The 14,648-nt window shown below is 32.7% G+C and carries 13 protein-coding genes; 5 read left to right on the plus strand and 8 right to left on the minus strand.

What is annotated here, in order from left to right; all coding sequences use genetic code 11:
* Positions 1–3: 3 nt before the first annotated feature.
* From DM444_RS11190 to ychF, 6 genes are all read right to left on the minus strand, one after another.
* A complete protein-coding gene (locus tag DM444_RS11190) occupies positions 4–984 on the minus strand; it encodes a transglutaminase domain-containing protein (protein WP_111286623.1) in 981 nt (326 codons plus the stop codon).
* 4 nt (positions 985–988) lie between these two features.
* On the minus strand, positions 989–1,513 hold the full coding sequence (locus DM444_RS11195; protein WP_111286625.1) for an NADPH-dependent FMN reductase: 525 nt from the start codon (positions 1,511–1,513) through the stop codon (positions 989–991).
* Between the two features lie 101 nt (positions 1,514–1,614).
* A complete protein-coding gene (locus tag DM444_RS11200; protein ID WP_111286627.1) occupies positions 1,615–2,532 on the minus strand; it encodes a YihY/virulence factor BrkB family protein in 918 nt (305 codons plus the stop codon).
* Positions 2,533–2,632: 100 nt separating this feature from the next.
* Positions 2,633–3,310 carry a hypothetical protein gene (locus DM444_RS11205; RefSeq protein WP_111286629.1) on the minus strand — a complete coding sequence of 226 codons (678 nt, stop codon included), beginning with the start codon at positions 3,308–3,310 and terminating at the stop codon, positions 2,633–2,635.
* An 8-nt stretch (positions 3,311–3,318) separates the two neighbouring features.
* The gene (locus DM444_RS11210; RefSeq protein ID WP_111286631.1) at positions 3,319–3,996 is read right to left on the minus strand and encodes a TIGR02117 family protein; all 678 of its coding nucleotides are present in this window, start codon (positions 3,994–3,996) and stop codon (positions 3,319–3,321) included.
* A gap of 385 nt (positions 3,997–4,381) precedes the next feature.
* The gene (ychF, locus tag DM444_RS11215; RefSeq protein WP_111286633.1) at positions 4,382–5,476 is read right to left on the minus strand and encodes a redox-regulated ATPase YchF; all 1,095 of its coding nucleotides are present in this window, start codon (positions 5,474–5,476) and stop codon (positions 4,382–4,384) included.
* A 296-nt stretch (positions 5,477–5,772) separates the two neighbouring features.
* Between ychF and DM444_RS11220 the strand changes: the two genes are divergently transcribed.
* Positions 5,773–8,406 carry a TonB-dependent receptor gene (locus DM444_RS11220; protein ID WP_111286879.1) on the plus strand — a complete coding sequence of 878 codons (2,634 nt, stop codon included), beginning with the start codon at positions 5,773–5,775 and terminating at the stop codon, positions 8,404–8,406.
* Positions 8,407–8,641: 235 nt separating this feature from the next.
* Here DM444_RS11220 and DM444_RS11225 read toward each other — a convergent pair whose 3' ends face one another.
* Positions 8,642–9,805 carry a peptidase associated/transthyretin-like domain-containing protein gene (locus DM444_RS11225; RefSeq protein WP_204251679.1) on the minus strand — a complete coding sequence of 388 codons (1,164 nt, stop codon included), beginning with the start codon at positions 9,803–9,805 and terminating at the stop codon, positions 8,642–8,644.
* Positions 9,806–9,970: 165 nt separating this feature from the next.
* A complete protein-coding gene (locus tag DM444_RS11230) occupies positions 9,971–10,321 on the minus strand; it encodes a 4Fe-4S dicluster domain-containing protein (protein WP_111286635.1) in 351 nt (116 codons plus the stop codon).
* Between the two features lie 149 nt (positions 10,322–10,470).
* Here DM444_RS11230 and DM444_RS11235 point away from each other — a divergent pair, with 149 nt between their 5' ends.
* The 4 genes from DM444_RS11235 to DM444_RS11250 all read left to right on the plus strand — a co-directional run bounded on the left by DM444_RS11235 (position 10,471) and on the right by DM444_RS11250 (position 14,462).
* Complete coding sequence (locus DM444_RS11235) at positions 10,471–11,535, plus strand: acyl-CoA reductase (protein WP_111286637.1); 1,065 nt, start codon at positions 10,471–10,473, stop codon at positions 11,533–11,535.
* 93 nt (positions 11,536–11,628) lie between these two features.
* Positions 11,629–12,699 (plus strand): 3-phosphoserine/phosphohydroxythreonine transaminase, encoded by a 1,071-nt coding sequence (gene serC, locus DM444_RS11240; RefSeq protein ID WP_111286639.1) that lies wholly within the window; start codon positions 11,629–11,631, stop codon positions 12,697–12,699.
* Positions 12,700–12,844: 145 nt separating this feature from the next.
* On the plus strand, positions 12,845–13,795 hold the full coding sequence (locus DM444_RS11245; RefSeq protein ID WP_111286641.1) for a D-2-hydroxyacid dehydrogenase: 951 nt from the start codon (positions 12,845–12,847) through the stop codon (positions 13,793–13,795).
* Between the two features lie 103 nt (positions 13,796–13,898).
* Positions 13,899–14,462: a DUF937 domain-containing protein gene (locus DM444_RS11250; protein WP_111286643.1), complete on the plus strand. Its 564-nt coding sequence runs from the start codon at positions 13,899–13,901 to the stop codon at positions 14,460–14,462.
* Positions 14,463–14,648: the final 186 nt, after the last annotated feature.

Here is a 14,648-nt window from a genome sequence, read left to right on the forward strand (position 1 = left end):
ATTTTATTTCAGAGCAATTTTAAAAGAAACAATACTACTCGTGTCAACAAAAATGGTGATGTAATTACCCACATTGCTGTCAATAAGAATTTGGAATTCTAAACCTCCTCTTCTTTCTTTTGGATTTTGAATTTTAACTGGCTGATTCTTTTTGTTTAAATAAAAAACCTGATTTGATTTTGAGAGGTTTTTAATTTCTACAGTTATTTTATCTCCGTTTTTTACTTCGATTATTCCTGTATTAGGAGTTTTGATTTTATAATCGTTTTCAATGGTTTTATTGTAAATCAAAGGTCCGTTTAAAAAATCTTCCTTACTTAATCTATCTCCTAAAAAAGATCCTGAATCAGGAAAATGTTTTGCGAAGAAATAGTCAGGATCAGTATCGAAATAAATTGGATTATAATCATTAACCATTCTTCCTTTACTGCTGTCATAATAACCTTGACCCCAAGTTACATCAATAAGACGCCATTTTTTATCAATTAAAACCATATTCCAAGCGTGATTTGAAGAAGTATTTTTTCTTCCAATATCAGCCGGTCTAATTTTAGAATCTCCTTTAACTACTTCGCATTTCAGTCCAACTTGCTCAGCTAAATTCTGATACAAAGCGGTAAAACCTTCACAAACTGCTTTTTTAGAGTTAAAAGCTTTTTGAATAAGATTATCATTCAGCTGTTTAATTTTTCTTTGTTTTTCAGCTTCTGAAGAATAACTGAAACCCTGCACTTTTGGCGGATTCAAAAATGCATTGTAGTCGTATTTTATATTTAAAGCAATCCAAGCGTAGATAGCTCGTGCACGATCTGAATCTGATTTAAAATCTTTTTCGATTCTTTCGGCTAATTTTTCGGTGGTATTAAAGCTTTTCGGGTATTTTGCAACAATCTTATCGACTTCATTTACCTGTTGGGCAAAAGCGAAATTCAGAAAGAAAGTGCTCAAAAAAAGACATAGAAAAGCAATCTTTTTTAGTGGCATGTATTTAAAAACTTGATGTGATAATATCTTTTAATTGTTGATCTAATTCAGGATTTGAGATTTTGTTTTCGTCTAAATCAAAATTTGAATTGAAAGAAGGAAGCGAAAAAGCTCCTTTAATTTCGGCTCCATAACGTGGAAAAAGATTTTGAGCAATTCCTAAAACTGACGAACCGCCTCTTCCTCCTGGCGAAGTTGCCAATAACAACATTGGTTTGTGTTGGAAAACATCTTTTTCGATTCTTGAACTCCAATCGAAAACATTTTTGAAGGCAACAGAATAATTTCCATTATTTTCTGCCATAGAAACTACTAAAATATCAGCTTCTTTTAATTTATTTAGAAATGCTTGAGCCACTTCATGCTGACCAACTTCTTTTTCAAGATCAACACTAAAAACTGGCATAGCAAAATCATTCAGGTCTAAAACTTCAACATCTACATTTTCAAATAAACTTGACGCATAAGTTGCTAAACGTTTATTGATTGACTGCTTACTGTTACTTCCTCCAAAGGCTATAATTTTCATATTGTGGTATTTATAAGTTTTAAACTTTCAAAAATTAAGCCATAAAATTACAATCCGTTTTTATTTAAACAAAAAAGACAGCATCTGTTTGGTTTATTTTTTTATTTAGATTCTATTTCAAAAACCTCTTTTTGTATTTCTACGGAATAATCATTTGGTGAAATGCTTCCGCCAAAAGCTTTTGCATACACCTTCGTAAATTCTGCTCCAAAGTATAAAATAATAGCCGAATAATAAACCCAAACCAAAATTATAATTACAGAACCTGCCGCGCCATAAACGCTTGCAACCGTAGAATTCCCCAGATAAAGTCCAATTGCAAATTTACCAATCATGAATAAAATTGCTGTACTTGACGCTCCTATAAAAGCATCTTTCCATCTAATAATTCCATCTGGTAAAGTTCGGAATATAATAGCAAAAAGCAATGTGATGCTGGCAAAAACAATTACCAAATTTACCACATAAAAAAGATAAACCGTTGTATCAGGAAAATACAATTTTAAACGAGCGTTTAAAACATCCAAAGTAGCGTTAATCATTAAACTGACTAACATTAAAAACCCAACAGAAACGATCATAGAAAAGGACATAATTCTGTTTTGGATAAATTTTCGAAGACCCTTATTAGGTTTTGCTCGAAGTCCCCAAATGTAATTTATGGAACTCTGAATTTCTGCAAAAACTCCCGAAGCCCCAATCAGCAGCATCACAACCCCAAAAACGGTTACAAATACATTACTGTCTGATAATTGAACATTTTTGATTGCCTCCTGAATTTGTACCGCAGCATTATTTCCAACCAACCTATTTATTTGACCGTACAATTGACCTGTGACTGCCTCTTCCCCAAAAAAGAAGCCACAAATGGTAATTATAATAATCAATAAAGGAGGCAAAGCAAAAATGGTATAATAAGATAATGCCGCACTGAGCTTGATTGCATTATCGTCATTGAATTCTAAAAATGTTGTTTTTAATAAATACCAAGTTCTCGAAAAGATATTATGATTTTTCATTTGCTGATTTTTTGATATTTACTCAAATTTAAGCATTAATGAAAATTCTTTACTTCTTGGATTTTAGGCAGATTTTACATTTTTTCCATGTATGTATTTTTTAATCTATTTTTGAGATTTTATTATATTCTTCTTCTCTTCCTAAATTTTTTATTTTTAATATTTTCCTAAACTCACTTCTTGTTGGTTTGAGTAAATAAGAAAGTGAATCTATTTTTTGTCCTTTGATTTTGGTAACCGAATCTATTTTTTTTACATCATCAGCAAAATAAATATATTTCATTTTTAGAATATTCTTTTGCAACGAAATAATACTAATTCGCCAAAAAATGGAATCTCTATTACTAATAACAATATGACTATTAATTATTTTTGCTTTTTGATTGTATGAGAATCTAAAAATTGTATCAATATCTTTCCTGCTTATTTCTAAAGAATCTCCAATTTCAATCATAGAATATTTTTTCAAAGTTTCTTTTTCAATAAGTTGACCATTTACGATATTGTAATAATCTTTTAAAGAGTCCAAAAAACTTTTATGAAATCTATTTTTAAAGAAATATTCTTTTAAAATTCTATCTTCTTCAATTCTTAGAAAAGTAGAATCTTTATCAACATACAAACCTTTAAATCTTGACGGAAAACCAATTAATTCAGAGTCATTTTCAGGTTGTGGTTTTCCAAAATAAAGACACCCATAACATTCTGCCTCTGCATCTGCTTTTTTACATGAAACTGATACTATTATTAAAACCAAAATTAAGAATATCTTTCTCATAGCCCGATTTATTTGTAATGGCAAAAAATCCCTTTATCATAAACTGTCCATAAACTTGCTTTTTGATTAGCAGCTTTTAAGGCATTATTCGCCCAAGTATTACATGTATAAAAAAGACTATAACTTCCTTTAGCTTCATAAAAAGCATCTTTTCTTCCGTAACTGTGACCTTGAATCCATTCCGGATGAATTGGATCTCTAAAACTATCTGAAATATAGGTTGCCAGTTTTTGATAATTTTCTTTCGAAATTAAAATGCGTTTGCAGTCTTCACCTTCGCGCAATTGTTTAAAAAACGTCGTGTGCATTGCCGAAGAACTAATTCCGAATGCGGCTTTAAACGCTGTGCTTGCCTTTAAATCTGCCCATTCTGGTGTTTCAAGATAAAATCCTTTGTCGCCCCACCCGAATGCGATATAATTCATTAATGAATCTTTTGATTGGGTTTGGCTGAATTGAATCTCATTTCTCCAATCTTTAACTTCATTTTTAATCGGAACTACGATATCAGTATGAACTCCATTTGAAAGAATGTAAATCGGAATAGCATTCTGCTCTTCAACTTTTGCAATATCTGAATTGACTGTGATTTTAGAAATCAGAAATACTGATACTATATACAAAACAAGAAAACTGAAAATTCCGAAAAACGTCCAGCCTAGAAATTTGAATGATTTTTTTAGCATTTTAAATGATTGATTTTAGATTAGTAATTGGTTATTTTTTCTGTAACCAATTTTTGAGCCAAAAATTTTGTTTCCTGAAAATGGTACGCGGATTTTACAGATTCGCTTTCGCGAAAGCGAGGATTTAAACAGGTTTTTATTCTCATTTTTGTCATCCTGAGGAACGAAGGATCGCACTAGAATTTCCGCAATCTAAGTCGCCAATCTTTGTAGAGTTTCGTGTGTGATCCTTCGTTCCTCAGGATGACAAACTTTGGATGGGCTTCGACTTCGCTCAGCCTGACAAAAGAGAACTTTACTTTTTAAGCATAAAAAAACTGCTGAATCTCTTCAGCAGTCTTAATCTATTCTCTTGTTTCTTTCTTCTATTTTCTAAAGAAAAAGATTAAACGTTGAAACGGAAATGCATTACATCACCATCTTTTACAACATACTCTTTTCCTTCAACTTTAAATTTCCCAGCTTCTTTAGCTTTTGCTTCAGAACCGTATTGAACATAATCTTCGTATGAGATAACTTCTGCACGAATAAAACCTTTTTCGAAATCTGTGTGGATAACTCCTGCTGCTTGAGGCGCTGTAGCTCCAATGTTGATTGTCCAAGCACGCACTTCTTTCACACCAGCTGTAAAATAAGTCTGTTGTTTTAATAATTTGTAAGCTGCACGAATTAAAACTGATGCTCCTGGTTCAGTTAATCCCATATCTTCTAAGAAAACCTGACGCTCTTCGTAGCTTTCTAATTCTGTAATATCCGCTTCTGCACCTACAGAAAGAATAATTACTTCAGCATCTTCGTCTTTTACCAATTCACGAACTTGGTCTACATATTTATTTCCGCTTACTGCTGAACTTTCGTCAACATTACAAACGTATAAAACTGGTTTTGCTGTAATCAATTGAAATCCTTCCATCAAAACTTCTTCGTCGTTGCTTTGAGGAATAATTGTTCTTGCAGATTTTGCTTGTAATAAAGCTTCTCTAATTCTGTTTAATAAAGCTTCTTCAGTTTGAGCTTCTTTATTTCCAGTTTTTGCAGCACGTTTTACTTTTTCTAAACGTTTTTCGATTGTTTCTAAATCTTTTAACTGCAATTCGATATCGATAGTTTCTTTGTCACGAATTGGATTTACATTTCCGTCAACGTGTACAATATTATCATTATCAAAACAACGCAAAACGTGAATAATAGCATTACACTCTCTAATGTTTCCTAAAAACTGGTTTCCAAGACCTTCACCTTTACTTGCGCCTTTTACCAAACCTGCAATATCTACGATATCTACAGTTGCCATTTGTACACGCTCTGGTTTTACCAATTCTTCTAATTTATTGATTCTTGGATCTGGAACGTTTACAACACCAATATTAGGTTCGATTGTACAAAACGGAAAGTTGGCACTTTGCGCTTTTGCATTAGATAAACAATTAAATAATGTTGATTTTCCAACATTTGGTAATCCTACAATTCCTGCTTTCATCTGTTTGTTTCTATATTATTTATTCGACCTTTTTTAATTAGGTCAAAAACATTAAACCTTGTGTTTAAATGTTTTGTGATTTAAATGCCTTTTTTGCTTTTCTGCCAAAATGATATTTTTCAGCTTTAAAATTTTGCAAATATAAGATTTAATAGCTCTTGCACGAAGTAAAAATGCTCAATAATATAATTTTAGAGCTAATCTTAAAAATTTTTAAACATTTTATTAATTTTTTGTTAAAAAACATTACTTTTATAAAACTAATCAATAAAAAACAAACCAAAAAACCAATTACCATGAAAAAGATTGCATTATTACTATTTCTGCTGAACTCAGCGTTTCTCTTTGCTCAGAAAGAAGTCTCAGGTGTCGTAAAAGACAAAACTGGAGCACCACTTCCTGGCGTAAATATTGTCGAAAAAGGGACTTCAAATGGCGTTTCTACCGATTTTGAAGGTAGTTATAAAATCAAAGTAAAAGAAGGTGCAACTTTAATATTCACTTACGTAGGATTCTCAACAGTCGAAAAAGCAGTTACAGGTGATAAAATAGACATTGTTTTAGGCGAAAGCGAAGGCCAAGTTTTAAATGATGTTGTTGTTACAGGATCACGAAGCACTAAAAGAACCGTTGTAAACTCTGCTGTTCCTATTGATGTTATTAGTGTAAAAGATGTTACAACACAAAGTGGTAAAATTGAAATCAATCAATTATTGCAATATGTTGCTCCATCATTTAATGCCAATAAACAATCGGGTTCTGATGGTGCCGATCACGTAGATCCTGCTTCTTTAAGAGGTATGGGACCAGATCAGACTTTGGTTTTGATTAACGGAAAAAGAAGACACCAATCTTCTTTAATTAACTTATTTGGAACAAGAGGACGTGGAAATACTGGGACTGATTTAAATGCAATTCCAGCGGCTTCTATTAAAAGAATTGAGATTTTACGTGACGGAGCTTCAGCACAATACGGTTCCGATGCTATTGCGGGAGTTATCAATATTATAACAAATGATAATGTAGATGAATTAACAGGATCTGTAACCTACGGTGCTTTTAATACACATGCTCAAGGCGAATTTCTTCCTGGAACTCCAAATACAAAAGGATATAGATTAGATCAACATGGAAATGGAAATTCATACGGAAAAGATCAAGATTTTGACGGTGGTTCTGTTAGAGTTGCTGCTAATTATGGAGTTGCATTAGGAACCAAAGGCGGTTATGCAAACTTTACAGGTGAATTTTTAAACAAAAATAAGACCTTAAGACCAGCTTATGATTTTAGAAAAGGTTTTGGTGATGCAAGTATGCATGGCGTAAATTTATTTGCCAATTTCTCTATTCCGATTGCAGATAAAACAGAGTTTTATGCTTTTGGAGGAAGTAATTTCAGAGATACTGATGCTTATGCTTTTACAAGAAATGATGGAGAAAGAGTTGTAGAATCGGTTTATCCTGGAGGTTATACGCCAAGAATTACATCGAAAATTAATGATAATTCAGTTGCTGCTGGAATTAAAACAGAATCTTCTGGAGGATGGAAATTTGATTTGAGTAATACTTTCGGAAAAAATAAATTCCAGTACGATATTAAAGGAACAATAAATGCTTCTCTTGAAGAAAATTCTCCACATGAATTTGATGCTGGAGGACATAGTTTACTTCAAAACACAACCAATTTTGATATTTCTAAAAATTATGACAGTGTTCTTGAAGGTTTTAATATTGCTTTTGGAACTGAATTTAGAGTAGAAAAATTTGAAATTTTTGCAGGAGAAGAAGGTTCGTACACTACTTACGATACAAATGGACAGCCAATAACAGACCCAACAACTCAAAGTGCTCCTATTGATCCTATTTCAGGAAATCCTAGACCTGGAAGTTCACAAGGTTTCCCTGGTTATAGTCCTGCAAACGAAGTAAATGAAAGCCGTACCAACTTCTCTTTATATGCTGATGGAGAATTGGATATAACTAAAGCTTTAATGGTAAATGCTGCTGTTCGTTTTGAAAATTACAGCGATTTTGGAAGCACAGTAAATGGAAAATTAGCTTCTAGATTAAAACTGGGTGATCACTTTAATTTAAGAGGTTCTGTGAGTACAGGTTTCCGTGCTCCATCATTAGCGCAAATTTATTATAATTTACGTTTTACCAACTTTAATGCAAGCGGTGCAACAGAAGTATTATTAGCTCCAAATAACAGTGAAATTACAAGAGCTTTTGGAATTGGCAAATTAAATGAAGAAAAAGCGGTAAATGCTTCTCTAGGATTTACAGCTTCTTACGGAGATTTTACAGCAACAATTGACGGTTATTACATTCAAGTAAAAGACCGTATCGTTCTTACAGGATATTTTGATGCAAGTGCTTTAAATCTTGGTGTTTCTGAAGCTCAGTTTTTTGCCAATGGTGTAGATACTAGCACACATGGTTTAGACTTAGTTTTATCTTGGAAAAAAGGGTTTGATTTTGGTCAGCTTGGTGCAACATTAGTTGGAAACATCAACGATATGAAAATTGACAAAGTTAAAAACGGTACTCTTGATGAAGCTACTTTCTTCGGAAAACGTGAAAAAGCCTTTTTATTAGCTTCTGCGCCAGACAACAAATTTGGTTTAAACCTAAATTATTCTAAAAAGAAATTCGACGCTGGATTAGCTTTTACTCGCTTTAGCAAAGTTGTTTTGGTAGATTATGCTGATGAAGATGATGTTTACAATCCAAAAGTGGTAACTGATTTAACTCTTGGATATCAATTTACTAAAAGTTTAAAACTGACTATCGGAAGCAACAACTTGTTTAATATATATCCAACTAAACAAGACGAACAAGGAAATACAGAAGCTGGAGGGTATTGGGATGCTGTACAAATGGGTTTCAGCGGAGCATATTACTATGCAAGACTTGGATTTAATTTCTAATTATGATTAACGAGGGCTTCGACTCCGCTCAAGCCTGACAATCATTATAATTAATTCAATCTCATTTATTGTCTTCCTGAGCGATCCCGAGGCTTCGGGAGAAGGACACGCAAGGAACTCCATAAACCATTTTGCCAATCATATGGAGCTTCGACTCCGCTCAGCCTGGCAAACTTTATAAAAACAAAAAATCCTGAACTTAATTGTTCAGGATTTTTCTTTTTCCATTTATTAATTACAATTTAAACTCTAAAGATGCGATGATAGCTTTTTCTTCATCGGTTGCGGTAAATCCTGAAATATCCCAATAATTGGTTAGGATTTTATTCTTTTTATTAAAAAGCGATTTCTCTTTAAAAACATCACTTTCACTATAAGTAAAATTTTGTTTATTGAAACCAGTTGTCACAAAACTATTTCTTACCTGAATATTTTTCGTTTTATCTTTCAAAACAAGATCATATCCAATTTCTTCATTAGAACTCAACAAATAATAATCGGTTCCGTCCCATCTATAATTTACTTTTACAAACGATTTAGTAATGTTTTTATTGCCAACATTTGTTTTTTCTTCTACTTTATTAAGAGTTGCAGGCGTTACTGTAATCGTAAATTCTAAAATGAGCTTCTTTACAGGATCGTAGACAACTTCAAAATTATCGATTGCCTCTTTGGCTTTATCTAAGGGAGTAATCGACATTACATAATAATCTTTATTTTTTGGATGTCCTTTGGTTGTAAAATCATATTCTTTCTTTGCTTTCGAATCTAATAGCGGATCAAAATATTTAAAATTAGAATAATTCTCCATTATATTATTCAAATCATATCCTTTTAAATCAGCACTTACATCTGCTTCTAATAATCCATAAGAGCGATTTTGCTCAACCAGTAAAGTAGTTGCATTATTATTTTTATCAAATTGAAAATTTACCAATCCATCATTATAATACGTGTACTGATTGTCAAGTATAAAAAACTCTCTCACATATACTTTCTGTCTATGGGAAATACTAATTTTCTTTATAGAATTGTTAACCAATTTCTGCAATATTTTTTCTGGAGATTCCTTAGACAAAACTACTTCATCTAATTTATTGTTTTTACTCTTTAAATAAATAACAAATTTTTGCTCTCCATTTAAAGAAGTCCAGCGTACAGTCAAATCTTCATAATTAGTTTCAGAAACCTGAACATTAGATCCCCCAGTGAGCATAAAAGTAACTTTTCCTTCTTCATTGCTCAATAAAATCTGCTGGGTTTTCATTATTTTAACCGTAGCATTTTGTATCGGTTCCAAGGTTTCTATATCCTTAACAATAATAGAATACTCTTCGCTTTGTGCAAAACCGCTTACATAATTAAGTAAAACGATAAATAAAAGTAGCAATTTCTTCATAGGCATTGTTATTTTTTCAACTAAAGTATTATTTTTCCAACAATAAAGCAATAGCCTAAAAATAAAACATTCGTTATCAATAAACTAACTTTTCAAAATACCTGATATCAGGGTAAAAAAAATCCTGAGCCAAAACTCAGGATTATATATAAGATAATTGAAGCATTATTCTCCGTGCAAAAACGCTTGTCTTTGCAATAAAGTTTCCTCGTCTTCAACGTGGTTATCATCTGGTACACAACAGTCAACTGGACAAACAGCAGCACATTGAGGCTCATCGTGAAAACCTTTACATTCTGTACATTTTCCTGGTACGATATAATAGATTTCGTCAGAAATTGGAGTTTGAGCATCATCTGCATCCACTTCAGTTCCATCAGGTAAAACTATTGATCCCGAAAGACTTGTACCATCTTTGTATCTCCAATCATCAGCTCCTTCATATATTGCTGTATTTGGGCACTCTGGTTCGCAAGCCCCGCAATTGATGCATTCGTCAGTTATAATTATTGCCATCGTTTATTAGTCTTAAAGTTAAAAGTCTTAAGTCTCAAAGTCAAAATGAAAGGCAAGCATCGCTTTTGATTTTATGCCTTTTGACTTTCGACTTAATTATGCTTATTTTTGTGCAAAATTACAATCAAAACAATTCATAAGCAAACATTATGACATTAGAAACAAAAAAAAGTGTTTTTGTTGAATTAGGAAAATTTTTAAGTCAGTTTTCTGAAGGTGCTTCTGCGCGAAAATCCGACGTTTTATATAATGATATCTTTTTTGATGATTTCGAAAATCTGATTCATTTATCAAAATCCCACAACGGATGGTACACACCAGAGCAAGTTTATTTCTCTTTAAAGTCATGGTCAGACGCTTTAACATCCGAAAACATTGACAAATGGCTGTCTGCTTATTCTTTTGATACGGCTCAGACTGAAAAAACAGTTGCTTTGATTTTAGCAGGAAATATTCCTTTGGTTGGATTTCATGATTTTCTATCCGTTATAATTACCGGCAATAAAGCTTTAATTAAAACTTCGTCAAACGATCAGCATTTATTGCCCTTTTTAGCTAAATATTTAATCGCTGTTGATGAAAATCTAAAAGATAAAATCACTTTCGTGGAAGGGAAATTGGAAAATTTCGATGCCGTAATTGCAACAGGAAGCAATAATACTTCACGTTATTTCGAATATTATTTTAAAGACAAACCATCAATTATTCGTAAAAACAGAAATTCGACTGCGGTTTTAACTGGAAAAGAAACCCATGAAGAATTAGAAGCTTTAGGTGAAGATATTTTTAGATATTTTGGTTTAGGATGCCGAAATGTTTCTAAACTTTATGTCCCAAAAGACTATTCGTTTGAAGCATTTTTTCAAGCAATTTTTAAATATCAAGACGTTATTCATTATGAGAAATATGCTAATAATTATGACTATAATAAAGCAGTATTTTTAATGAGTAATTTCAAATTACGAGACAACGGATTTTTGACTTTAAAGGAAGATTCAAGCTACGCCTCTCCTATTTCGAGTGTCTTTTATGAATACTACGAAAACCCGAAAGAACTTGAAAAACGTCTTCAGAATGATGCAGAACAAATTCAATGTATTGTTAGCAACAATTTTACACCAAATAGCATCGCTTTCGGTGAAACGCAAAAACCTCAATTGTGGGATTATGCAGATAACGTGGATACTATAACGTTTTTGTTAACAACAAAGTAAAAAATTGTTTAATTATTTCGAATATTTTAACGCTTTTTCGGCTCTTATTGACGAAATTTGCGTCTTTAAAATTTTCGACTATTAACAACAACCATGAAAAAACACAACTACAGCGCAGGACCAAGTATTTTACCTCAGGAAGTTTTTGAGAAGGCATCAAAAGCAATTTTAAATTTTAATGATTCAGGATTATCTATTCTTGAAATTTCGCACCGAAGCAAAGATTTCGTTGCTGTAATGGAGGAAGCTCGTTCCCTTGCTTTAGAATTATTAGGACTTCAAGGAAAAGGTTATCAGGCTTTATTTTTACAAGGTGGTGCAAGTACAGCATTCTTAATGGCACCATATAACTTAATGAAAGAAAACGGAAAAGCAGCTTATTTAGATTCAGGAACGTGGGCAACTGCGGCGATCAAAGAAGCGAAACTTTTCGGTGAGACTGTTGTCGTAGCTTCTTCAAAAGAAGACAATTATACTTATGTTCCAAAAGGTTACGAAATTCCAGCTGATGCTGATTATTTCCACTGCACAAGTAACAATACCATCTTTGGAACTCAAATGAAAGAATTCCCATCAACAAACGTACCTGTTGTATGCGATATGAGTTCTGATATTTTTTCACGTGAGTTAGATTTCTCTAAATTTGACTTAATCTATGCTGGAGCTCAAAAAAATATGGGACCTGCTGGAACTACTTTAGTAGTAGTAAAAGAAGAAATCTTAGGCAAAAATGGAAGAACTATTCCAAGTATGCTTGATTACGCTAAACACATTAAAGGAGAAAGTATGTACAATACTCCACCTGTATTTGCTGTTTACGTTTCTCTTTTAACATTACAATGGATTAAAGAAAAAGGCGGAATCGCTGCTGTTGAAAAATTAAACAACGCAAAAGCGGAATTACTTTACGCTGAAATCGACAGAAACCCATTATTCAAAGGCGCTGCTGCAATAGAAGATCGTTCTAACATGAACGTAACTTTCTTATTGAACAATCCTGAACACACTGAAACTTTTGACGCTTTATGGAAAGCTGCAAACATTTCTGGATTGCCAGGCCACCGTTCTGTTGGTGGTTACAGAGCTTCTATCTACAACGCTATGCCAATTGAAAGCGTTCAGGTTTTAGTTGATGTAATGAAAGCATTGGAAACTAAAGTTTAATCTTTTTTTCGGTTAATCGTTAATTTGTTTAACTGTTTAATCGTAAAAAATGTTTCCTTTAGAAAAATATCAAAAAAGAAAAATCAAATAGCTGGTTTATCGATTAAACAAATAAACGATTTACCAAATAAACAATAAACACACAATGAAAGTATTAGCAAATGATGGAATTTCTAAAAGCGGAATTCTAGCCTTAGAAAAAGGTGGATTTGAAGTTATAACTACAAAAGTAGCTCAAGAACAAGTAGCTAACTATATCAATGAAAATAATGTTGACGTAATTTTAGTTCGTAGTGCAACTAAAGTTCGTAAAGATATAATCGATGCTTGTCCTGGTATCAAAATCATCGGTCGTGGTGGTGTTGGTATGGATAATATCGATGTGGATTATGCTAAAAGCAAAGGAATTCATGTAATTAATACTCCTGCTTCATCTTCAGAATCTGTTGCTGAATTAGTGTTTGGACACTTATTTTCTGGTGTTCGTTTCTTGCATGATTCTAACAGAAATATGCCTCTTGAAGGAGATTCAAACTTTGACGGTTTGAAAAAAGCTTACGCGAACGGAACTGAATTAAGAGGAAAAACTCTTGGTATTGTTGGTATTGGTCGTATCGGGCAAGCTACTGCAAAAATGGCGCTTGGTTTAGGTATGAAAGTTATCGCTGCTGACAGCTTTATTCCTGAAGTAGATGTAAAAGTTGAGTTTTTTGACGGACAATCTATTACAACTAAAATCGTTTCTCAATCTTTAGAATCTTTATTTAAAGAAGCAGATTTCATCACATTACACGTTCCTGCTCAAGATGGTTACATCATCGGAGAAAAAGAATTTGAAATCTTAAAAGATGGTGTTGGAATCGTAAACTGTGCTCGTGGTGGTGTTATTGATGAAGTAGCTTTAGTAAAAGCTTTAGATTCAGGAAAAGTTGCTTTTGCTGGTTTAGATGTTTTCGAAAGCGAGCCAAAACCAGAAATGGCAATCTTAATGCACTCTAAAATTTCATTGACTCCACACATTGGAGCCGCAACTGGAGAAGCACAAGACAGAATTGGTACTGAATTAGCATCACAAATCATTACTTTGTTAAGCTAATTAACTATAAATTAAATTACTTGTAAGGGATTTATTAACATTGTTTAATAAATCCCTTTCTTTTTTTGTTTAAATTTGAATTCTAATCTAAATCCTTAATATCATGTTTGAACAATTAACCCAATTAGTACAACAATATGGAGGCGATGCAGTTGTAAACAATACCGCTGTCCCAAACGAACATAATGACGCCGTAATTAATGAAACAAGCAATTCTATTTTTGAAGGATTAAAAAAAATTGTTTCTGAAGGAGGTACAGATCAAATCGCTGGATTATTTAACGGAAACTCACCTATTGACAGTTCAAATCCAGTAGTACAGCAAATTCAACAGCAGTTAAGCGGAAACCTTGGAGAAAAATTTGGATTAAGCAGTGCAGATTCTAGCGGAGTTGCTTCAAATTTGATTCCACAAATTTTAGGTTCTTTAGTGAATAAAGCAAAAGATCCAAACGATAATAGTTTCCAAATTTCAGATATTATAAATTCTATTTCAGGAAACAGCGGACAAGCTTCTGGAATAATGGATACCATTTCTAAATACGGAATGCAATTTGGACTTGACCAAAACAACGACGGAAAAGTTGACGTAGCAGATGTTCTTGTTGTTACAAAAAGTAAAGGAGGAATCGCAGGCTTTATAGGGAAGTTATTTGGAAGCAAATAAGTTGCTAAGTTTCTGAGATACTAAGATACTGAGATTTTAATATAAATATTTTAAAGCGGTTTGATAGCAAACCGCTTTTTTGTTTAAAAAACTTAGCATCTCAGCATCTTAGACACTTAGCACCTTAATGAGTTAGATTCCTGTTAAACTTCTCCTTCTTCTCATCAAATATTCGTAAATTTAAGT

It is taken from the genome of Flavobacterium ginsenosidimutans (assembly GCF_003254625.1).
In the GTDB taxonomy this organism is placed as follows: Bacteria; Bacteroidota; Bacteroidia; order Flavobacteriales; family Flavobacteriaceae; genus Flavobacterium; species Flavobacterium ginsenosidimutans.